This window comes from Streptomyces violaceoruber (assembly GCF_033406955.1).
GTDB lineage: Bacteria > Actinomycetota > Actinomycetes > Streptomycetales > Streptomycetaceae > Streptomyces > Streptomyces violaceoruber.
This window is the reverse complement of sequence record NZ_CP137734.1, coordinates 2,454,748-2,475,890: the sequence shown is the minus strand read 5'-3', so window position 1 is coordinate 2,475,890 and position 21,143 is coordinate 2,454,748. Positions and strand designations below refer to the sequence as shown.

The 21,143-nt window shown below is 71.7% G+C and carries 14 protein-coding genes; 11 read left to right on the top strand and 3 right to left on the bottom strand.

All coding sequences use genetic code 11. From position 1 onward, the window contains the following. Positions 1–61 precede the first annotated feature (61 nt). The 4 genes from R2E43_RS10620 (at position 62) to R2E43_RS10605 (ending at position 6,413) form a co-directional block, all read left to right on the top strand. Positions 62–343: an acylphosphatase gene (locus R2E43_RS10620; protein WP_003973419.1), complete on the top strand. Its 282-nt coding sequence runs from the start codon at positions 62–64 to the stop codon at positions 341–343. Positions 344–722: 379 nt separating this feature from the next. Then, positions 723–935: a hypothetical protein gene (locus R2E43_RS10615; RefSeq protein ID WP_003973418.1), complete on the top strand. Its 213-nt coding sequence runs from the start codon at positions 723–725 to the stop codon at positions 933–935. A 311-nt stretch (positions 936–1,246) separates the two neighbouring features. Then, positions 1,247–4,807: a chromosome segregation protein SMC gene (smc, locus tag R2E43_RS10610; protein ID WP_332056143.1), complete on the top strand. Its 3,561-nt coding sequence runs from the start codon at positions 1,247–1,249 to the stop codon at positions 4,805–4,807. 187 nt (positions 4,808–4,994) lie between these two features. Next, the gene (locus R2E43_RS10605; protein WP_003971990.1) at positions 4,995–6,413 is read left to right on the top strand and encodes a sugar porter family MFS transporter; all 1,419 of its coding nucleotides are present in this window, start codon (positions 4,995–4,997) and stop codon (positions 6,411–6,413) included. A gap of 125 nt (positions 6,414–6,538) precedes the next feature. On the opposite strand, the gene R2E43_RS10600 is transcribed toward R2E43_RS10605, so the two are convergent. Then, positions 6,539–7,996 carry a cytosine permease gene (locus tag R2E43_RS10600; protein WP_003973415.1) on the bottom strand — a complete coding sequence of 486 codons (1,458 nt, stop codon included), beginning with the start codon at positions 7,994–7,996 and terminating at the stop codon, positions 6,539–6,541. Between the two features lie 183 nt (positions 7,997–8,179). On the opposite strand from R2E43_RS10600, the gene ftsY reads away from it, so the two are divergent. Beyond that, positions 8,180–9,388 (top strand): signal recognition particle-docking protein FtsY, encoded by a 1,209-nt coding sequence (gene ftsY, locus R2E43_RS10595; RefSeq protein WP_016327350.1) that lies wholly within the window; start codon positions 8,180–8,182, stop codon positions 9,386–9,388. A 130-nt stretch (positions 9,389–9,518) separates the two neighbouring features. Here ftsY and R2E43_RS10590 read toward each other — a convergent pair whose 3' ends face one another. Continuing rightward, a complete protein-coding gene (locus R2E43_RS10590; protein ID WP_003973412.1) occupies positions 9,519–10,190 on the bottom strand; it encodes a bifunctional DNA primase/polymerase in 672 nt (223 codons plus the stop codon). A gap of 446 nt (positions 10,191–10,636) precedes the next feature. Between R2E43_RS10590 and nsdA the strand changes: the two genes are divergently transcribed. From nsdA to ftsH, 6 genes are all read left to right on the top strand, one after another. Then, entirely contained in the window at positions 10,637–12,139 is a 1,503-nt protein-coding gene (gene nsdA, locus R2E43_RS10585) for a transcriptional repressor NsdA (RefSeq protein WP_011030318.1), read from the top strand. A gap of 309 nt (positions 12,140–12,448) precedes the next feature. Then, positions 12,449–13,795, top strand: coding sequence for an ammonium transporter (locus R2E43_RS10580; RefSeq protein ID WP_265700857.1), 1,347 nt, complete (start codon positions 12,449–12,451; stop codon positions 13,793–13,795). After that, positions 13,792–14,130 (top strand): P-II family nitrogen regulator, encoded by a 339-nt coding sequence (locus tag R2E43_RS10575; RefSeq protein ID WP_003973409.1) that lies wholly within the window; start codon positions 13,792–13,794, stop codon positions 14,128–14,130. Before R2E43_RS10580 ends, R2E43_RS10575 begins: the two co-directional genes overlap by 4 nt. Positions 14,131–14,179: 49 nt before the next feature. Next, on the top strand, positions 14,180–16,702 hold the full coding sequence (locus R2E43_RS10570; protein WP_332056142.1) for a [protein-PII] uridylyltransferase: 2,523 nt from the start codon (positions 14,180–14,182) through the stop codon (positions 16,700–16,702). Positions 16,703–16,800: 98 nt separating this feature from the next. Continuing rightward, on the top strand, positions 16,801–18,351 hold the full coding sequence (ffh, locus tag R2E43_RS10565; RefSeq protein WP_016327355.1) for a signal recognition particle protein: 1,551 nt from the start codon (positions 16,801–16,803) through the stop codon (positions 18,349–18,351). Between the two features lie 116 nt (positions 18,352–18,467). Beyond that, positions 18,468–20,414: an ATP-dependent zinc metalloprotease FtsH gene (gene ftsH / locus R2E43_RS10560; protein ID WP_030872636.1), complete on the top strand. Its 1,947-nt coding sequence runs from the start codon at positions 18,468–18,470 to the stop codon at positions 20,412–20,414. 17 nt (positions 20,415–20,431) lie between these two features. Here ftsH and R2E43_RS10555 read toward each other — a convergent pair whose 3' ends face one another. Continuing rightward, positions 20,432–21,064, bottom strand: a complete 633-nt coding sequence (locus tag R2E43_RS10555) for a hypothetical protein (protein WP_246550943.1) — start codon at positions 21,062–21,064, stop codon at positions 20,432–20,434. Between the last annotated feature and the right edge of the window lie 79 nt (positions 21,065–21,143).

Genomic DNA, 21,143 nt, shown 5'->3' with positions numbered 1-21,143 from the left:
GTACCGCATGGCGCCAGGGGGTGAAGTGTCCCGCGAGACATTGACTGGTTAGGTTGCAGTCATGAGCGAGGATGTACGGCTGGTCGCGTGGGTGCGCGGACAGGTCCAGGGCGTGGGATTCCGGTGGTTCACGCGGGCCAGGGCACTGGAACTCGGCGGGATGAGTGGTTTTGCTCTCAATCTGGGCGACGGCCGGGTGCAGGTCGTCGCGGAGGGCCCGCGCGAGCGCTGCGAAGGACTGCTCGAGTGGCTGCGCGGTGACGACACGCCCGGACGCGTGGACGGAGTCACCGAGATCTGGGACACACCCCGCGGGGGGTACGAGGGCTTCGCCATCCGCTGACGATGCTCCGTGCGAGGGTCCGCGGGCGCCGGGAGCGACGCTCCTCGCAGGGGCGGCCGGGATGAAAACGGGCAGGTGGTTGCCAAGGGCGGCCGCCCGTGGGAGGCTCCGCACGCGAAATGATCGCCACGCCCCGAGGGGCCCGCAGGAGTCGCAGCGTCGCCGTTCACCGGCCGCATGCCCCCGGGCGCCCGCCAATACGGGGCGTGATCGTGTTGACCGTCAAACTTTTTGGTGAGACGCTGAAAGCCCCGCGCACCTTAGCTGTTTGGCATGGTTGAACGGCAGTAAAAACTCCAAAGTGCCAAGCACCGCGGGTGCGATTCCCTCACGACCCACACCGCTTCGGTCGGTCACTCATTGTGGAGGACCATCCATCATGGCAAAGGCGCTTCTCGGTTACGTCGGCGGCTCCGACCCTCGACTCCTCGCCGAGATGCGACGGCTCCAGCAGCGCGTCCAGGACCTGGAATCCGAGCTCGGACGAATCCAGGCGGAGAACGACGCGCTGGCGGCTGCCGCTTCTCACGACAGGATCATGGAGAGCATGGAGAGCGTTGACGCACACCAGGCGGAGCCTGCGCTCACCTGATCACTGCATCGCTCCACCACGGCACGGCAGTGGCCGGGCCCGCCCGTACCACCGCTCAGGTGCCAGAGTCTGCAAGGGACGCTTCGGCGTCCCTTCTTTCTTTCCCGCCCCCCCGTCTCGCCGGTCCAGCCGTTTCGTACCGTCTCGGTGCCCGCCCCCGTCCGGTCCGTGCCCTCGGCCCGCCCCGTCCCTGCCCCGCGCAACCTTTCACCCTCTTCAACGTCTGATGTGCCCTGCACGTTCACCGGTGAAACCGCGTCGGTTCACCGGTTCGTGGAGTGAGACAGACCCGAAAGGTAGAGTCCGACGGCGTGCACCTGAAGGCCCTGACCCTCCGCGGGTTCAAGTCGTTCGCCTCGGCGACCACGCTCCGGTTCGAGCCCGGCATCACCTGTGTCGTCGGCCCGAACGGCTCGGGCAAGTCCAACGTCGTCGACGCGCTCAGCTGGGTCATGGGCGAACAGGGCGCCAAGTCGCTGCGCGGCGGCAAGATGGAGGACGTCATCTTCGCCGGCACCACCGGCCGCCCGCCCCTCGGCCGGGCCGAGGTGTCGCTGACCATCGACAACTCCGACGGGGCCCTGCCCATCGAGTACGCCGAGGTCACCATCACGCGGATCATGTTCCGCAACGGCGGCAGCGAGTACCAGATCAACGGCGACACCTGCCGCCTCCTCGACATCCAGGAACTCCTCTCCGACTCCGGCATCGGCCGCGAGATGCACGTCATCGTCGGCCAGGGCCAGCTCGACTCCGTCCTGCACGCCGACCCGATGGGCCGCCGCGCCTTCATCGAGGAGGCCGCCGGCGTCCTCAAGCACCGCAAGCGCAAGGAGAAGGCGCTCCGGAAACTGGACGCGATGCAGGCCAACCTCGCGCGCGTGCAGGACCTCACGGACGAGCTGCGGCGCCAGCTCAAGCCCCTCGGCCGGCAGGCCGCCGTCGCCCGCAGGGCCGCCGTCATCCAGGCCGACCTCCGGGACGCCCGGCTCCGGCTCCTCGCCGACGACCTCGTACGGATGCGCGAGGCACTCCAGGCCGAGGTCGCCGACGAGGCCGCCCTCAAGGAGCGCAGGGAGGCCGCCGAACAGGAGCTGGGCAAGGCGCTGCGCCGGGAGGCGGACCTGGAGGACGAGGTGCGCCGGCTCACCCCGCGCCTCCAGCGCGCCCAGCAGACCTGGTACGAGCTGTCCCAGCTCGCCGAACGGGTGCGCGGCACCATCTCGCTGGCCGACGCGCGGGTGAAGAGCGCCACCTCAGCGCCGCCCGAGGAACGCCGCGGCCGCGACCCGGAGGAACTGGAGCGCGAGGCCGCCCGCGTCCGCGAGCAGGAGGCGGAACTCGAAGCGGCCCTGGAGGCGGCCGAACACGCCCTGGAGGACACGGCCGCCCACCGTGCCGACCTCGAACGCGAACTGGCCATGGAGGAACGCCGCCTCAAGGACGCCGCCCGCGCCATCGCCGACCGCCGCGAGAACCTCGCCCGGCTCGGCGGCCAGGTCGGCGCCGCCCGCTCCCGTGCCGCCGCCGCCCAGGCCGAGATCGAGCGGCTGGCCCAGGCGCGGGACGAGTCCGGACAACGCGCGGCGGCGGCGCAGGAGGAGTACGAGGCGCTCCGGGCCGAGGTGGACGGGCTCGACGCCGGCGACCAGGAACTCGCCGAGCGGCACGACGCCGCCAGGCGGGCACTGACCGAGGCGGAGGCCGCGCTGAGCGCCGCGCGTGAGGCGGCCACCGCGGCGGAACGCCAGCGCGCCGCCACGCAGGCCCGGCACGAGGCACTGGCCCTGGGCCTGCGCCGCAAGGACGGCACCGGAGCGCTGCTCGCCGCCAAGGACCGCCTCACCGGACTGCTCGGCCCCGCCGCCGGACTCCTCACCGTGACGCCGGGCCACGAGGCTGCCCTGGCCACCGCCTTCGGTGCCGCCGCCGACGCCCTCGCGGTGACCTCCCCGGCGGCCGCCGCCGACGCGATCCGCCTGCTGCGCAAGCAGGACGCGGGCCGGGCCGCCCTGCTGCTCGCCGGCGCCCCCGACGACGTACCGCACGAGACGCGCGGCGACGGACCGCCGCACGCCGCCGACCTGGTGCACGGCCCCGCCGACCTGATGCCCGCCGTACGGCGGCTGCTGCGCGGGATCGTCGTGGTCGCCACCCTGGAGGACGCCGAGGACCTCGTCTACGCCCGCCCCGCGCTGACCGCCGTCACCGCCGAGGGGGACCTGCTGGGCGCCCACTTCGCGCAGGGCGGTTCCGCCGGGGCGCCCAGCCTCCTGGAGGTGCAGGCGTCCGTGGACCAGGCCGCCGCCGAGCTGGCGGAGCTGGGCGTGCGGTGCGAGGAGCTGGCGGGGGAGCAGGAAGCAGCCGCCGGGCGACGGCGGGAGTGCGCCGCGCTCGTCGAGGAGCTGGGGGAGCGGCGCCGGGCGGCCGACCGGGAGAAGTCGTCCGTCGCCCAGCAGCTGGGCCGGCTCGCGGGCCAGGCACGGGGCGCCGCCGGTGAGGCGGAACGGTCCGCCGCCGCGGCCGAGCGGGCGCAGGAGGCGCTCGACAAGGCGCTCATGGAGGTCGAGGAACTGGCGGAGCGGCTCGCCGTCGCCGAGGAGATGCCGGTCGAGGAGGAGCCCGACACCGCCGCCCGCGACCGGCTCGCCGCCGACGGTGCCAACGCCCGCCAGACCGAGATGGAGGCCCGCCTCCAGGTCCGTACGCACGAGGAGAGGGTCAAGGGACTGGCCGGACGCGCCGACTCCCTGGACCGGGCCGCCCGCGCCGAACGCGAGGCACGCGCGCGTGCCGAGCAGCGGCGGGCCAGGCTGCGGCACGAGGCGGCCGTCGCCGAGGCGGTCGCCGCCGGCGCCCGGCAGCTGCTCGCCCACGTCGAGGTCTCACTCAGCCGCGCCGACGAGGAGCGCACCCTCGCCGAGGCGGCCAAGGCCCGGCGCGAGCAGGAGCTGACCGCCGCGCGCACCGCCGGGCGCAACCTCAAGGCGGAGCTGGACAAGTTGACGGATTCAGTTCACCGGGGCGAGGTACTCGGCGCCGAGAAGCGGCTGCGCATCGAGCAGCTGGAGACCAAGGCGCTGGAGGAACTCGGTGTGGAACCGGCGGGGCTCGCGGCCGAGTACGGCCCCCATCAAGAGGTGCCGCCCTCGCCCCCCGCCGACGGCGAGGTGCTCCCGGAAGACCCGGAGCACCCGCGCAACCGCCCGCGCCCCTTCGTCCGCGCCGAGCAGGAGAAGCGGCTGAAGGCCGCCGAGCGCGCCTACCAGCAGCTCGGCAAGGTCAACCCGCTGGCGCTGGAGGAGTTCGCGGCGCTGGAGGAGCGGCACCAGTTCCTCAGCGAGCAGCTGGAGGACCTGAAGAAGACCCGCGCCGACCTGCTCCAGGTCGTCAAGGAGGTCGACGAGCGCGTCGAGCAGGTCTTCACCGAGGCCTTCCGGGACACCGCCCGGGAGTTCGAGGGCGTCTTCAGCAGGCTGTTCCCGGGCGGTGAGGGACGGCTGATCCTGACCGACCCCGACAACATGCTCACCACGGGCGTGGACGTCGAGGCCCGGCCCCCGGGCAAGAAGGTCAAGCGGCTGTCGCTGCTCTCCGGCGGGGAGCGCTCGCTGACCGCGGTGGCGATGCTGGTGTCGATCTTCAAGGCCCGGCCGAGTCCGTTCTACGTGATGGACGAGGTCGAGGCGGCGCTCGACGACACCAACCTGCAGCGGCTGATCCGGATCATGCAGGAGCTGCAGGAGGCCTCGCAGCTGATCGTCATCACGCACCAGAAGCGCACGATGGAGGTCGCCGACGCGCTCTACGGCGTGTCCATGCAGGGCGACGGTGTGTCGAAGGTCATTAGCCAGCGGTTGCGTCAGCCCTGAGCCCTCGTTCTTCAAGACTTGAACACATAACCACTTCGACTCCCCTGAAAGTCACAGCTCTCGCCCTCTTGACTTCGATACTTGAAGGCATAGTCTCTGCAACGTTGCTTTTACCTTCAGGTTCCTTCGTTGGCACCTCGAAGGGTGAACCGCCCCGGCAGCGTTGCCGGTAGCCCGAGGAGTACACGTGGCCAGCACATCGCAGGCGCCCAGTCCAGGAGCCGGGACGGCTCATCCCGATCATCTCGGGCACGTCATCTTCATCGCGGCGGCGGCCGCGATGGGCGGTTTCCTGTTCGGTTACGACAGTTCCGTGATCAACGGTGCGGTCGAGGCGATCCGGGACCGCTACGACGTCGGTTCCGCGGTGCTGGCGCAGGTCATCGCCGTGGCTCTGATCGGCTGTGCCATCGGTGCCGCGACCGCGGGCCGTATCGCGGACCGTATCGGCCGTATCCGGTGCATGCAGATCGCCGCGGTCCTGTTCACGGTGAGCGCCGTCGGCTCCGCGCTGCCCTTCGCGCTGTGGGACCTGGCCATGTGGCGGATCATCGGCGGCTTCGCGATCGGCATGGCCTCGGTGATCGGCCCCGCCTACATCGCCGAGGTGTCCCCGCCCGCCTACCGCGGCCGGCTCGGTTCCTTCCAGCAGGCCGCGATCGTCATCGGTATCGCCGTCTCCCAGCTGGTCAACTGGGGTCTGCTGAACGCCGCCGGCGGTGACCAGCGCGGCGAGCTGATGGGCCTGGAGGCCTGGCAGGTCATGCTCGGCGTCATGGTGATCCCGGCCGTCCTGTACGGCCTGCTGTCCTTCGCCATCCCCGAGTCCCCCCGCTTCCTGATCTCGGTGGGCAAGCGCGAGCGCGCCAAGAAGATCCTCGAGGAGGTCGAGGGCAAGGACGTGGACTTCGACGCCCGCGTCACCGAGATCGAGCACGCCATGCACCGCGAGGAGAAGTCCTCCTTCAAGGACCTCCTCGGCGGCAGCTTCTTCTTCAAGCCGATCGTGTGGATCGGTATCGGCCTGTCGGTCTTCCAGCAGTTCGTCGGCATCAACGTCGCGTTCTACTACTCCTCGACGCTGTGGCAGTCGGTCGGCGTCGACCCCGCCGACTCGTTCTTCTACTCGTTCACGACGTCGATCATCAACATCGTCGGCACCGTGATCGCGATGATCTTCGTGGACCGCGTCGGCCGCAAGCCGCTCGCCCTGATCGGTTCCGTCGGCATGGTGATCGGGCTGGCGCTGGAGGCCTGGGCCTTCTCCTTCGACCTGGTCGACGGGAAACTACCGGCCACCCAGGGCTGGGTCGCCCTGATCGCCGCCCACGTCTTCGTCCTCTTCTTCGCCCTGTCGTGGGGTGTGGTCGTGTGGGTCTTCCTCGGCGAGATGTTCCCCAACCGGATCCGCGCCGCCGCGCTGGGCGTGGCCGCCTCCGCGCAGTGGATCGCCAACTGGGCCATCACCGCGAGCTTCCCGTCACTGGCCGACTGGAACCTCTCCGGCACCTACGTGATCTACACGATCTTCGCCGCCCTCTCCATCCCCTTCGTCCTCAAGTTCGTGAAGGAGACCAAGGGCAAGGCCCTGGAGGAAATGGGCTGACCCGCCCGCCCCGAACCCGGGGAGGAGGGCCAAGTCCCCGCTGCCCCTCTCCCCGTACCGTCCGCCGCCCCGCCCGGTCGCATTCCGGGCGGGGCGGCGGTGTGCCGGGACCCGTTCGGCGTACGTCAGACGGTCACGGTCTCGGCCTCGGGCTGCTCGGCCCGCTCCGCGCGCGCATCCGGGACGATCAGCGCCGGCTTCGGCAGCACCGCGTACAGCAGGGCGGAGATCACGACCGTGGCCACCCAGCCCAGTCCGTACTCGCCGACGAAGTTGTCCGTGGCGAGCGGACCGGTGAACCAGTCGGACGTGGTGAACATCAGACCGGCGGCCAGGCCCACCGCCCAGGCGACGACCGCCGCGGGGGAGAAGCCGCCGCGGTACCAGTAGGCGCTGGTGCGGCCGGTGTCGGCCAGGGCCTCGCCGTCGTACTCCCGGCCGCGCAGCATGTCCGCGCCGAAGACGCCGACCCAGGCGGAGAAGGCGACCGCGAGCAGCGACAGGAACGCGATGAAGGACCCCATGAAGCTGGTCGCCACCAGCATCAGCACGCCGCCGAAGACCAGCGAGATCACGGCGTTGACCGAGACCGCCCAGTGCCGCGGGACCTTGAAGCCCAGGGTCTGCGCGGTGAACCCGGCCGAGTACATCGACATCGAGTTGATCAGCAGCATGCCGATCAGCGCGATCAGCAGGTACGGCACCGCGATCCAGGTCGGCAGGATCTCGCCCAGGAAGGAGACCGGGTCGGCGGCCGAGGCCAGATCCGGCGTGGAGACCGCCATGACCGCGCCCATCAGCACCATCGGCAGTACGACGATGCCCGCACCGCCGACCGTGACCCCGACGATCCCCTTCGAGGACGCCGTGCGCGGCAGGTACCGGGTGAAGTCGGGCGCGGACGGGATCCAGCTGACGCCGCCCGCCGCGATCAGACCCACACCCGTGATCATCGCGGCCACCGAACCGGCGGACCGGTCGAACACGGCGGACCAGTCGGTGTCGACGACCAGATAGCCGAGCACCAGCACCGAGAAGGCACCGAAGAGGTACGCCGCGTACTTGTTGCACTTCTGCACGGCGTTGATGCCCAGCCCCGAGATCGCGAACGTCGCCACCACGAAGGCGAGCAGCGTCACCATGTCCAGCACGCTGTTGGCGCGTATGCCGAAGACGATGTCCAGCACGGTGAGCAGCGCATAGGCACCGGTCACCGCGTTGATCGTCTCCCAGCCCCAGCGGGCGACCCAGATCAGCGAGCCGGGCAGCAGATTGCCCCGCTGCCCGAACACGGCACGGGACAGCGCCATCCCGGGAGCCCCGCCCCGCTTGCCGGCGATGCCGATCAGCCCGACCAGGCCGTACGACACGACCGGCGCGGCCCCCGCGACGACCAGGGCCTGCCAGAAGTTGAGCCGGTACGCCACGACGAGGCTCGCGCCCATCGTGAGCAGCAGCACGCTGATGTTGGCGCCGACCCAGGTCGGGAACAGCTCGCGGGTCCGGGCGGTGCGCTCGTGGTCGGGCACCTGCTCGATGCCGCGGGTTTCCAGGGCGCCTTCGTTCTCGGCGGTCTTGCTCATGTGGGGGGTCCGTGCCTCGATCGTGGGGAGAGGGGGCGGTCGGGACTCTACGCGCGTTGACGCGGCCTCCTCCATCGTACTTTGCTCCGACTCGCTCCTTCCAGGGGCCTTTGTCCTTTGGTGGAAACCACAAGCGACCGATAGCGGGGGGCCGTGCCGGGGGTCACGCATACTGGTCCCGTTATGGAAATCGTCATCCTTGCTGTAGTCATCGCCGTGGTCGTGATCGGCGCGCTCGGCGGGCTGGTCGTCGGCAGCCGCCGCAAGAAGCAGCTGCCCGAGCCGCCCCCCACGACGCCCGACATCACCGCCCCTCCGGCCGAGCCGCACGTCGGCGACGAGGCCGAGACGCCGCGCGACGAAACGCGCCGGACGATAGAGGAGGTCGACCTCCCGGACGGCGGCACCGCCACCGTCGAGGAGCCGCCCGTCGTCGAAGAGCTCGAGATCCCGCAGATCGAGGTTCCCGAGCCCACCGCCGGCCGACTGGTCCGGCTCCGTGCCCGCCTCTCCCGCTCGCAGAACGCCCTCGGCAAGGGCCTGCTGACCCTGCTGTCCCGGGAGCACCTCGACGACGACACCTGGGAGGAGATCGAGGACACGCTCCTCACCGCCGACGTCGGCGTGCAGCCCACCCAGGAGCTGGTCGAGCGGCTGCGCGAACGGGTGAAGGTGCTCGGCACCCGCACGCCGGAGGAGCTGCGCACCCTGCTGCGCGAGGAGCTGATCACCCTGGTCGGCCCCGACATGGACCGCGAGGTCAAGACCGAACCGGCCACGAGCAAGCCCGGCATCGTGATGGTCGTCGGTGTGAACGGCACCGGCAAGACCACCACCACGGGCAAGCTCGCCCGCGTCCTGGTGGCCGACGGCCGCAGCGTCGTGCTCGGCGCCGCCGACACCTTCCGCGCAGCCGCCGCGGACCAGCTCCAGACCTGGGGCGAGCGGGTCGGCGCCCACACCGTGCGCGGGCCCGAGGGCGGCGACCCCGCCTCCGTCGCCTTCGACGCGGTCAAGGAGGGCAAGGAGATGGGCTCGGACGTCGTGCTCATCGACACCGCCGGCCGCCTGCACACCAAGACCGGCCTCATGGACGAGCTGGGCAAGGTCAAGCGCGTCGTGGAGAAGCACGCGCCGCTGGACGAGGTGCTGCTCGTGCTCGACGCCACCACCGGCCAGAACGGTCTGATCCAGGCCCGCGTCTTCGCCGAGGTCGTGAACATCACCGGCATCGTGCTCACCAAGCTGGACGGCACGGCCAAGGGCGGCATCGTGGTCGCCGTCCAGCGCGAGCTGGGCGTGCCGGTCAAGCTGATCGGACTCGGAGAGGGCGCGGACGACCTGGCGCCGTTCGAGCCCGCGGCCTTCGTGGACGCCCTCATCGGCGAGTGACGCCCGAGCGCCGGCGTCCCGCGCCCGCACCCGGGCGAGAAGCGCCCGCCTCCCGGACCGGGAGACGGGCGCTTCGCCGTTGGCGGAGGGTTGCTGATCGGGAGACGGGCGCTTCGCCGTTGGCGGAGAACTACGCCCGGGAGCGGTGGGCCACGTAGGCCAGCGTGCCCAGGAGCAGCCGGGCCGCCGGGGGCTTCGTGGCCGAGTCGAGGGCCGGAGGGCGCAGCCAGCGCACCGGGCCCCGGCCGCCGCGGTCGGAGGGCGGGGCCGTGAGGTACGTGCCGGGGCCGAGGCCACGCAGGTCGAGGGCAGCCGGGTCGTCCCAGCCCATCCGGTACAGCAGCCGGGGCAGCTCGGCCGCGGCGCCCGGAGCGACGAAGAACTGGGCGCGGCCCTGCGGGGTCGCCGCGACCGGCCCGAGCGGGACGCCCATGCGCTCCAGCCGGGCCAGGGCCCGCAGCCCGGCGGGCTCGGCCACCTCGATCACGTCGAAGGTCCGCCCGACCGCCAGCATCACCGCGGCCCCGGGGAACCGGGACCAGGCCTCGCTCGCCTCGTCCAGGGTCGCCCCGGCGGGCACCCGGGGCGCGAAGTCCAGGGGGTGCGCGCCCGGCGCCGGGCAGTCGGGCAGGCCGCACGAGCAGGCGCCCTGGGCGGTCCGGGCGCCCGGCACCACGTCCCAGCCCCACAGTCCGCTGAACTCGGCCACCACGGTGCACTCCGAGGCGCGGCCCCGGCGACGCGCGCCGGACCGGATCTCGCGCATGCCCCGACTGCTGCCGATGCCGATCGTGAAGCCCATGCCCCCTCCAACGGGTCCGACGCAGCGGCGGTTACGCAGCGGAAGTGAAACGTGACTCTCTGCTTCCAAATCCCCAGCCCGGCGCGGTTCAGACAGCGTCCGGAAGCACTCCGGGGTGGTGCGTCCGACGGCGCACGCCCCGGCGTGCACCGTTGCACCGACTCCCGGTTGGCCTATGTCAAGTGAATCGCGTCCCGGCCACCGCGAGTTCATTCGAAGGGGTGGCGAATGGTGGCGATTCCGCAATCGCCATGGCTGGGCGAGTGATCGTAGGACTACTTTGTGTGCATGGAGCCTTGGGGCACATGCACTTGTGGGTATGCCGGAGGCAACCCGGCTTTCCGTTCGAAGGGTGCCAACCACCGGACGGAGGGCCCGGGCCACCGGCATTCTGATAGGGCTTGGCGCACTCGGCGACAGGTGGTCTCAGGGATGGGGGCGTTCCAGTGAGTGGCAACGGCGGAAGCGGTACGAGCGCGGGGAGCGCGTCGCACGCCGACAAGCGCCCGAACGAGCTGCTCACCTCCTGGTTCGCCCGCAGCGGCTGGTCCAAGGGCGAGCTGGCCCGCCAGGTCAACCGCCGGGCCCGCCAGTTGGGCGCCAACCACATCTCCACCGACACCTCACGCGTGCGCCGCTGGCTCGACGGGGAGAACCCGCGCGAGCCGATCCCGCGGATCCTGTCCGAGCTGTTCTCCGAACGCTTCGGCGTCGTCGTCTCCGTCGAGGACCTGGGCCTGCGTTCCACCCGCCCCACGCCCTCCGCGACCGGCGTCGACCTCCCCTGGACGGGCCCGCAGACCGTGGCCCTGCTCAGCGAGTTCTCGCGCAGCGACCTCATGCTGGCGCGGCGCGGCTTCCTCGGCAGCTCGCTCGCCCTCTCCGCGGGCCCGTCCCTCATCGAACCCATGCAGCGCTGGCTCGTCCCCACGCCCTCCGCCACCCCGGCGGCGGCCGGATCCGAGCCCGCGGCACCCGCCAACCGCGCGCGCGGCCGCCTGTCCAGGCCGGAGCTCGACCTGCTGGAGTCCACGGCCGTGATGTTCCGCCGCTGGGACGCCCAGTGCGGCGGCGGTCTGCGCCGCAAGGCCGTGGTCGGCCAGCTGCACGAGGTCACCGACCTGCTCCAGGAACCCCAGACGGAAACCACCCGCGCCAAGCTCTTCAAGGTCGCCGCCGAGCTGGCCGAGCTGGCCGGCTGGATGTCGTACGACGTGGGGCTCCAGCCCACCGCCCAGAAGTACTTCGTACTCGCCCTGCACGCCGCCAAGGAGGCGGGGGACCGGCCGCTCGGCTCGTACATCCTGTCCAGCATGAGCCGCCAGATGATCCACCTCGGCCGGCCCGACGACGCCCTGGAGCTGATCCACCTCGCGCAGTACGGCAGCCGGGACTGCGCCAGCCCTCGCACCCAGTCGATGCTGTACGCGATGGAGGCCCGCGCCTACGCCAACATGGGCCAGCCCGGCCGCACCAAGCGCGCGGTGCGCATGGCGGAGGACATCTTCGCCGAGGCCGACGAGTGGGACGAGCCGGACCCCGACTGGATCCGCTTCTTCTCCGAGGCCGAGCTGTACGGCGAGAACAGCCACTCCTTCCGCGACCTCGCCTACGTGGCCGGCCGCAGCCCCGCCTACGCCTCCCTCGCCGACCCCCTGATGCGCCGGGCCGTGGAGCTGTTCGCCAAGGACGAGGAGCACCAGCGCTCCTACGCGCTGAACCTGATCGGCATGGCGACCGTGCACCTGCTGCGCCGCGAACCCGAGGAGAGCACCGTCCTGGCCATGGAGGCCATGGGCATCGCCAAGAAGGTCCGCTCCGAACGCGTCAACACCCGCATCCGCAAGACCGTCGACACGGCCGTACGCGATTTCGGCGACCTCGGTGAGGTCGTCGACCTCACCGAACGGCTCGCCGTCGAGCTGCCGGAGACCGCCGAAGCGGTCTGAACCTCCACCAGCCCCGGCCGCGGCCGGCCCTCCCGAACTGCCCGACTCGGCTCCCCCATGCCAGGTCATTCGGAGGCCGCCGCGGCCGGCTTGCGTTCCGGGCCGGACGGCCCGGGCACGACGACGACCGGCCCCGGCCGTTCACCCACGCGTAACACGCACCGTGCCTTCGTCACGGCGGCGAAACAACGAGGGGCTTCCACCGAAACCGCGCTGCGTCAATGTCGTGGCGCATAACCGGCCCACCCCTCACCGCCCGCCCGCCAGGCTTCGCCCCCACGGGGCCGCACCAACGACGAGGAGACGCCGATGGCTCCAGCCATCACGCTCGCCGCAGAGACGGAGCTCTCTGCCGCCAACACGGGCTTCATGCTCATCTGCTCCGCCCTGGTGATGCTCATGACCCCGGCCCTGGCCTTCTTCTACGGAGGCATGGTCCGCGTCAAGAGCACCCTGAACATGCTGATGATGAGCTTCATCAGCCTCGGCATCGTCACCGTCCTGTGGGTGCTCTACGGCTTCTCCATGGCGTTCGGCACCGACTCCGGCAGCGTCGTCGGCTGGAACTCCGACTGGGTGGGCCTGAGCAACATCGGCCTGACCGAGCTGTGGGACGGCTACACCATCCCCGTCTTCGTCTTCCTGGTCTTCCAGCTGATGTTCGCCGTCCTCACCCCCGCCCTGATCAGCGGCGCCCTCGCGGACCGGGTGAAGTTCACGGCCTGGGCGCTGTTCATCGCCCTGTGGGCCACGATCGTCTACTTCCCGGTGGCCCACTGGGTCTGGGGCGCCGGTGGCTGGGCCTTCGAGCTGGGCGTCATCGACTTCGCCGGCGGCACGGCCGTGCACATCAACGCCGGCGCCGCCGCGCTCGGCGTGATCCTCGTCATCGGCAAGCGGGTCGGCTTCAAGAAGGACCCGATGCGCCCGCACAGCCTCCCGCTGGTCATGCTCGGCGCCGGCCTGCTCTGGTTCGGCTGGTTCGGCTTCAACGCCGGGTCGTGGCTCGGCAACGACGACGGCGTCGGCGCGCTGATGTTCGTCAACACCCAGGTCGCCACCGGCGCCGCCGTCCTCGGCTGGCTCGCCTACGAGAAGATCCGCCACGGCGCCTTCACCACCCTGGGCGCGGCCTCCGGCGCCGTCTCCGGACTGGTCGCCATCACCCCGGCCGGCGGCGCCGTCTCCCCGCTCGGCGCGATCGCCGTCGGCCTCGTCGCCGGCGTGGTGTGCGCCATGGCCGTCGGCCTGAAGTACAGGTTCGGCTACGACGACTCCCTCGACGTGGTCGGCGTCCACCTCGTCGGCGGCATCCTCGGCTCGCTGCTCATCGGCTTCTTCGCCAGCGGCAAGGGCCAGTCCGACGTCGAGGGCCTCTTCTACGGCGGCGGCCTCGACCAGTTCTGGAAGCAGTGCGCGGGCGTCTTCGGCGTCCTCGCCTACTCCCTGGTCGTCTCCGCGGTCCTCGCCTTCCTGCTGGACAAGACGATCGGCATGCGGGTGTCGGAGGACGTCGAGGTGGCCGGCATCGACCAGGCCGAGCACGCCGAGACCGCATACGACTTCAGCGGCGCCGGCGGCGGTGCCGCCCGGACGACCGCCACGCCGGCCGCCTCCACGGCCGGGTCGGCCCCGAGCAAGAAGGTGGACGCATGAAGCTCATCACCGCCGTCGTCAAGCCGCACCGGCTCGACGAGATCAAGGAGGCCCTCCAGGCCTTCGGGGTCCACGGCCTGACCGTCACCGAGGCCAGCGGCTACGGCCGCCAGCGCGGACACACCGAGGTCTACCGGGGGGCCGAGTACACCGTCGACCTGGTGCCCAAGATCCGCATCGAGGTCCTGGTCGAGGACGACGACGCCGAGCAGCTGATCGACGTCGTCGTCAAGGCGGCCCGCACCGGCAAGATCGGCGACGGCAAGGTCTGGGCGGTCCCGGTCGACACGGCCGTACGGGTCAGGACCGGCGAGCGCGGACCCGACGCGCTCTGAGCAGCTCTGGGCCAGCTCCGCAGCACGACAACGGAACGGGAGTCGCCGGGTGACGAGTACGGGCGTGACGGACGAAGCAGAGGACTCGGGACCCGGCGGCTACGCGGCGGCCCGGCTGCGCCTCCTCACCGAGGGGGCGCGGTCCGGGCCGCCGCGCCGCAGGGCGCTCGCCGAACTGACGGACGGCTGGCTGGCGGGCCTCTTCGGCGCGGCCACCGAGGAGCACACGGGGATCTCGCTCGTCGCGGTCGGCGGCTACGGGCGCGGCGAGCTGTCACCGCGCAGCGACCTGGACCTGCTCCTGCTGCACGACGGCCGGGACGACAAGGCCGTCGCCGCACTCGCCGACCGCCTCTGGTACCCGGTCTGGGACCTCGGCATCGACCTCGACCACTCCGTACGCACCCCGCAGCAGGCCCGGAAGACGGCGGGCCAGGACCTCAAGGTCCACCTCGGTCTCCTGGACGCCCGCCACCTGGCCGGAGACCTCGGCCTGACCGCCTCGCTGCGCACCGCCGTCCTCGCCGACTGGCGCAACCAGGCCCCCAAGCGCCTCCCCGAACTCCGCGACCTGTGCGCCGAGCGCGCCGAACGCCAGGGCGAGCTTCAGTTCCTGCTCGAACCCGACCTCAAGGAGGCCCGAGGCGGCCTGCGCGACGCCACCGCGCTGCGTGCCGTCGCCGCCTCCTGGCTCGCCGACGCCCCGCGCGAGGGGCTCGCCGATGCCCGGCGGCGCCTGCTCGACGTACGCGACGCCCTCCACCTGGCGACGGGCCGGGCGACCGACCGGCTGGCGCTGCAGGAACAGGACCAGGTGGCGGCCGAACTGGGTCTGCTGGACGCCGACGCGCTGCTGCGACAGGTGTACGAGGCGGCCCGCGTCATCTCCTACGCGGGCGACGTCACCTGGCGCGAGGTGGGCCGCGTGCTCCGCTCGCGGTCCGTACGGCCGCGGCTGCGCGCCATGATGAACGGAAGGAACGGCGGGAAACCGGTCGCCGAGCGCTCCCCGCTCGCCGAGGGCGTCGTGGAGCAGGACGGCGAGGCGGTGCTCGCCCGCACCGCGCGCCCCGAACGCGACCCCGTACTCCCGCTGCGTGCCGCGGCCGCCGCCGCGCAAGCCGGACTCCCGCTCTCCCGGCACGCCGTACGGCGCCTGGCGGCCACCGCGCGCCCCTTGCCCACGCCCTGGCCCGCCGAGGCGCGTGAGCAGTTGGTGACCCTGCTGGGCTCGGGCCGGCCCACGGTGCAGGTCTGGGAGGCGCTGGAGGCCGAGGGCCTGGTCACCCGGCTGCTGCCCGACTGGGAGCGGGTCCGCTGCCGCCCGCAGCGCAACGCCGTGCACCTGTGGACCGTGGACCGGCACCTGATCGAGACCGCCGTCCGCGCCGCCGGGTTCACCCGCCGGGTGCACCGCCCCGACCTGCTCCTGATCGCCGCGCTGCTGCACGACATCGGCAAGGGCTGGCCCGGCGACCACTCCGTGGCCGGCGAGACCATCGCCCGGGACGTCGCCGCCCGCATCGGCTTCGACGGCGCGGACACGGCCGTCCTGGCCACCCTCGTACGCCACCACCTCCTGCTCGTGGAGACCGCCACCCGGCGCGACCTGGACGATCCGGCCACCGTGCGCGCGGTCGCGCAGGCGGTCGGAACCGAGCACACGCTGGAGCTGCTGCACGCGCTGACCGAGGCGGACGCGCTGGCCACCGGGCCGGCCGCCTGGTCGTCCTGGCGCGGCTCCCTCGTCGCCGACCTGGTGAAACGGGTCTCCGGAGTGCTGGCCGGGGAGCCGCAGCCCGAGGCCGAGACCGCCGCGCCCACCGCCGAACAGGAGCGGCTCGCGGTCGAGGCCTTCCGCACCGGCGGTCCGGTACTCGCGCTGCGGGCCCAGACCGAGCCGCCCGCCGATTCCGCCCCGGCTCCCTCCTCTCCGTCCTCTCCGTCCTTTCTGTCCCCTCCGTCCTCTCCGTCCTCTCCCTCTTCGGCCGACGGTCCCGAGCCCCTCGGCGTGGAGCTGCTGATCGCCGTGCCCGACCAGGCGGGCGTGCTCCCCGCGGTGGCCGGGGTCCTGGCCATGCACCGGCTGACCGTCCGCACCGCCGAGCTGCGGTCCGTTCCGCTGCCGGACGGCGTCGAGGGTTCGGTCCTGCTCCTGGACTGGCGGGTCGCCGCCCAGTACGGCTCCCTGCCCCAGGCCGCCCGGCTCCGCGCCGACCTGGTCAGGGCCCTGGACGGCACCCTGGACATCGCCGCACGGCTCGCCGAACGGGACGCCGCCCACCCCCGGCGCCGGGGCGTGGAGCCGCCCCCGCCCCGCGTCACCGTCGCCCCGGCCGCGTCCCGGCTGGCCACGGTGATCGAGGTCCGCGCCCAGGACGCGCCGGGGCTGCTGTTCCGGCTCGGGCGGGCGCTGGAGGCGGCCGGGGTGCGGGTACGGAGCGCGCACGTGTCGACGCTGGGGGCGAACGCGGTGGACGCGTTCTATGTGACGCGGGGGGAGGGTACGCCGCTGCCCGGGGACGAGGCGGCGTCGGTGGCCCGGGGGCTGGAGGAGTCGCTGCGAACGTGACCGTCCGCTCTGTGCAGCGGGCAGGGACACTTTGCCTGCCGGGCCGGATACCCTGGAGGACGACCCACACCAACGCCGACGCGAGGACCTACGCCGCCGTGTTCGATACTCTCTCCGACCGCCTGTCAGCCACCTTCAAATCCCTGCGGGGCAAAGGACGGCTGACCGAGGCGGACATCGACGCCACGGCCCGCGAGATCCGCATCGCGCTCCTCGAGGCCGACGTGGCGCTGCCCGTCGTGCGGGCCTTCATCAAGAAGGTCAAGGAGCGCTCCCTGGGCGCCGAGGTCTCCAAGGCGCTGAACCCGGCCCAGCAGGTCCTCAAGATCGTCAACGAGGAGTTGGTGGGCATCCTCGGCGGCGAGACCCGCCGCCTGCGTTTCGCCAAGCAGCCGCCGACCGTCATCATGCTGGCCGGTCTCCAGGGTGCGGGTAAGACCACCCTCGCGGGCAAGCTCGGCCACTGGCTCAAGGAGCAGGGCCACTCCCCGCTGCTCGTGGCCTGTGACCTCCAGCGCCCCAACGCCGTCAACCAGCTCAGCGTCGTCGCCGAGCGCGCCGGTGTCGCGGTCTACGCCCCCGAGCCGGGCAACGGCGTGGGCGACCCGGTCAAGGTGGCCAAGGACTCCATCGAGTTCGCCAAGGCCAAGGTCCACGACCTGGTCATCGTCGACACCGCCGGCCGCCTGGGCATCGACCAGGAGCTGATGCAGCAGGCCGCGGACATCCGCGACGCCGTCAGCCCCGACGAGATCCTCTTCGTCGTCGACGCGATGATCGGTCAGGACGCGGTCAACACCGCCGAGGCCTTCCGCGACGGCGTCGGCTTCGACGGCGTGGTGCTCTCCAAGCTCGACGGCGACGCCCGCGGTGGTGCGGCCCTGTCGATCGCCTCGGTGACCGGCAAGCCGATCATGTTCGCCTCGAACGGCGAGAAGCTCGACGACTTCGACGCCTTCCACCCGGACCGGATGGCCTCCCGCATCCTCGACATGGGTGACCTGCTCACCCTGATCGAGCAGGCGGAGAAGACGTTCAGCCAGGAAGAGGCCGAGAAGATGGCCTCCAAGCTGGCGTCCAAGAAGGGCCAGGACTTCACCCTGGACGACTTCCTGGCCCAGATGGAGCAGGTCCGCAAGATGGGCTCCATCTCGAAGCTGCTCGGCATGCTGCCCGGCATGGGCCAGATGAAGGACCAGATCAACAACCTCGACGAGCGCGACGTCGACCGCACGGCCGCCATCATCAAGTCGATGACGCCGGGCGAGCGCCAGGAGCCGACGATCATCAACGGCTCGCGCCGCGCCCGTATCGCCAAGGGTTCCGGCGTCGAGGTCAGCGCCGTGAAGAACCTTGTCGAGCGGTTCTTCGAGGCCCGCAAGATGATGTCCCGCATGGCCCAGGGCGGCGGCATGCCCGGGATGCCGGGGATGCCCGGCATGGGTGGCGGCCCCGGCCGGCAGAAGAAGCAGCAGAAGAAGGCCAAGGGCAAGCAGCGCTCGGGCAACCCGATGAAGCGCAAGCAGCAGGAGCAGGAGGAGGCCGCCCGTCGCGCCGCCGCCGCGCAGAGCGGGGGCGCGCTGGGGCTGCCGCAGCAGGGCGGGCAGGACTTCGAGCTGCCGGACGAGTTCAAGAAGTTCATGGGCTGACCGCCCGTCCGGGCGCAGTGCGACGCCGGGGCGCCTCCTGTCGCAGGGGGCGCCCCGGCGTCGTACGTCCGGTACACCCGCATGCCCGCACGGCATTCCTGTCGTAGCGTCCGGATATGACCAATCCGTCCCCGCCGCGCAAGGCACCGGAGCCGCCCTGGCGGACCGAGGGCACGCCCGACGAGCCGCCCAAGCCGCCGCCCGGTGGCCGGCGGATGCGCGGCGGCTGGTGGAACCTGATCCTGGCCGCGCTGATCGTCTACCTCATCGCCAACCTCGTGCTCTCCTTCTTCAACGAGGGCGACGAGCCGACCATCTCCTACACGGAGTTCAGCAAGCAGGTCGACGAGGGCAACGTCAGCAAGATCTACGCCAAGGGCGACGCGATCCAGGGGCAGCTGAAGAAGGCCCGGGACAATCCCGAGGGCGACGGGACGTACACCAAGTTCACGACCGAGCGGCCGACCTTCGCGGACGACCAGCTCTGGGCCGACCTGACGAAGAACAGGGTCACGGTCACCGCCGAGCCCGTCGTGCAGCACCGCAGCTTCCTGGCCAACCTGCTGATCGCGCTGGCCCCGATGCTGATCCTGGTGGTGTTGTGGATCTTCATCGCCCGGCGCATGCGGGGCGCCCTGGGCGGCGGGGCGGGCGGGATGCTGGGCCGCAAGGCGCCGCCCAAGCCGGTCGAGCTGGAGGCCGGGAAACCGCGCACCACCTTCGCCGACGTCGCGGGGATCGACGAGGTGGAGGGCGAGCTGAGCGATGTCGTCGACTTCCTGAAGAACCCGGACGCCTATCGCCGCATGGGCGCCAAGATGCCCCGGGGCGTCCTGCTGACCGGCCCGCCCGGCACGGGAAAGACGCTCCTCGCGCGCGCGGTGGCCGGCGAGGCGGGTGTGCCGTTCTTCTCCGCGTCGGCGTCCGAGTTCATCGAGATGATCGTGGGCGTGGGTGCCTCCCGGGTGCGGGAGCTGTTCGCCGAGGCCCGCAAGGTGGCGCCGTCGATCATCTTCATCGACGAGATCGACACCATCGGCCGCGCCCGCGGCGGCGGCTCCGGCATGGGCGGCCACGACGAGCGCGAGCAGACCCTGAACCAGATCCTCACCGAGATGGACGGCTTCTCCGGCTCGGAGGGCGTGATCGTCATCGCGGCCACCAACCGCGCGGACATCCTGGACGCGGCCCTGACCCGGCCCGGCCGCTTCGACCGGGTGGTCAGCGTCTCGCCGCCGGACAGAGGCGGCCGGGAGGCGATCCTGGAGATCCACACCCGCGAGATTCCGCTCGCCCCGGACATCGACCTCGCCCAGGTGGCCCGTACGACGCCGGGCATGACCGGCGCCGAGCTCGCCAACCTCGCCAACGAGGCGGCGTTGCTCGCGGTGAAGCGGAAGCAGGAGCGGGTGACGCAGGCGAACCTCTCCGAGGCGCTGGAGAAGGTCCAGCTGGGGGCCGAACGCCCGCTGGTGATGCCCGAGGAGGAGCGCCGGCGCACCGCCTACCACGAGAGTGGTCACGCGCTGCTGGGTATGTTGCAGCCGGGCGCCGATCCCGTCCGCAAGATCACGATCGTGCCGCGCGGCCGGGCGCTCGGGGTGACGCTGTCGACGCCGGACGCGGACAAGTACGCGTACACGGAGGAGTACCTGCGCGGGCGGATCATCGGGGCGCTCGGCGGCATGGCGGCCGAGCACGTCGTGTACGGGATGATCACGACCGGTTCGGAGAGCGACCTCGAACAGGTCACCAACATCGCCCGCGGGATGGTCGCGCGGTGGGGCATGAGCGAGCGGGTCGGCAGGCTCTCCGCCCTGCCCGGCGACGCCCAGCAGGCGTACGGCCTCGCCGCCGCACCCCAGACGCTCGACGCGATCGACGGTGAGATGCGGCGGGTCGTGGACTCCTGCTACGAGGAGGCCGTGCGCAAGCTGCGCGACCACCGGGGACAGCTGGACGCGCTCGCCGAGTCGCTGCTGGCGAGCGAGACGCTGGACGAGGCGGACGCGTACCGCATCGCCGGGATCACCCGGCTGACGAAGGACGACCCGGAGGCGTGAACACCCTCGCGCGCTGTCTACTTCTGCGGGAACTTCCAGACGTAGGGCTCGCCGTCCTCCTCCGACCAGTGGACCTCGACGCTCGTGGCGCCCGCGGGGATCACGTAGGTCTCGCAGAAGACATGGCTCTCGCCCTGCTTCCAGCTCTCGACGTCGTACGGGTCCTCGCAGCCCGGCGCGTCCTCGGCGGCGCCGATGAGGACGCCGCCGCGCTGCCCGTCCGCGAAGACCGTGGTGCCGTCGTGCACGTCGGAGCCCTCGGTCAGGGCGGGTCCGCCCTGGTGCGTGTACTTGATGTGGGCGGTGGCCAGCACCTTGCCCTTGGCGTCCGCGGCGTCCGCCACCGCCTTCGCGGCCTCCGCCTCGGTGCCCACCTCGACCTTCTGCGCCAGGACGTCGTAGGTGACTTCGCCGGGGCCCTCCGCGACCTTGCCGCTCGCGCTCTCGCCCTGCGCCAGGTCGCCGCCCGAGGCGGGCTGGGAGGGCGACGGCGAGGCCTGGGTGGTCGCCTCGGTGGTCGCCCCGCCCTTCGCGTCGGCGCCGGAGCCGTCGTCCCCGCCCCCGCACGCGGTGAGGGCCAGGGCGAGGACGGCGACGGGCGCGGCGAGGCGCAGTGCGGTCGTGCGCAGTGCGGTCGTGCGGTGCGGCACTACAGGCTCCTGTATGCAGATGTGTCTGTTCCCCCGAACGGTGGATCAGCGTAGAGGTCCATGATCCGCCTGGGGAAAC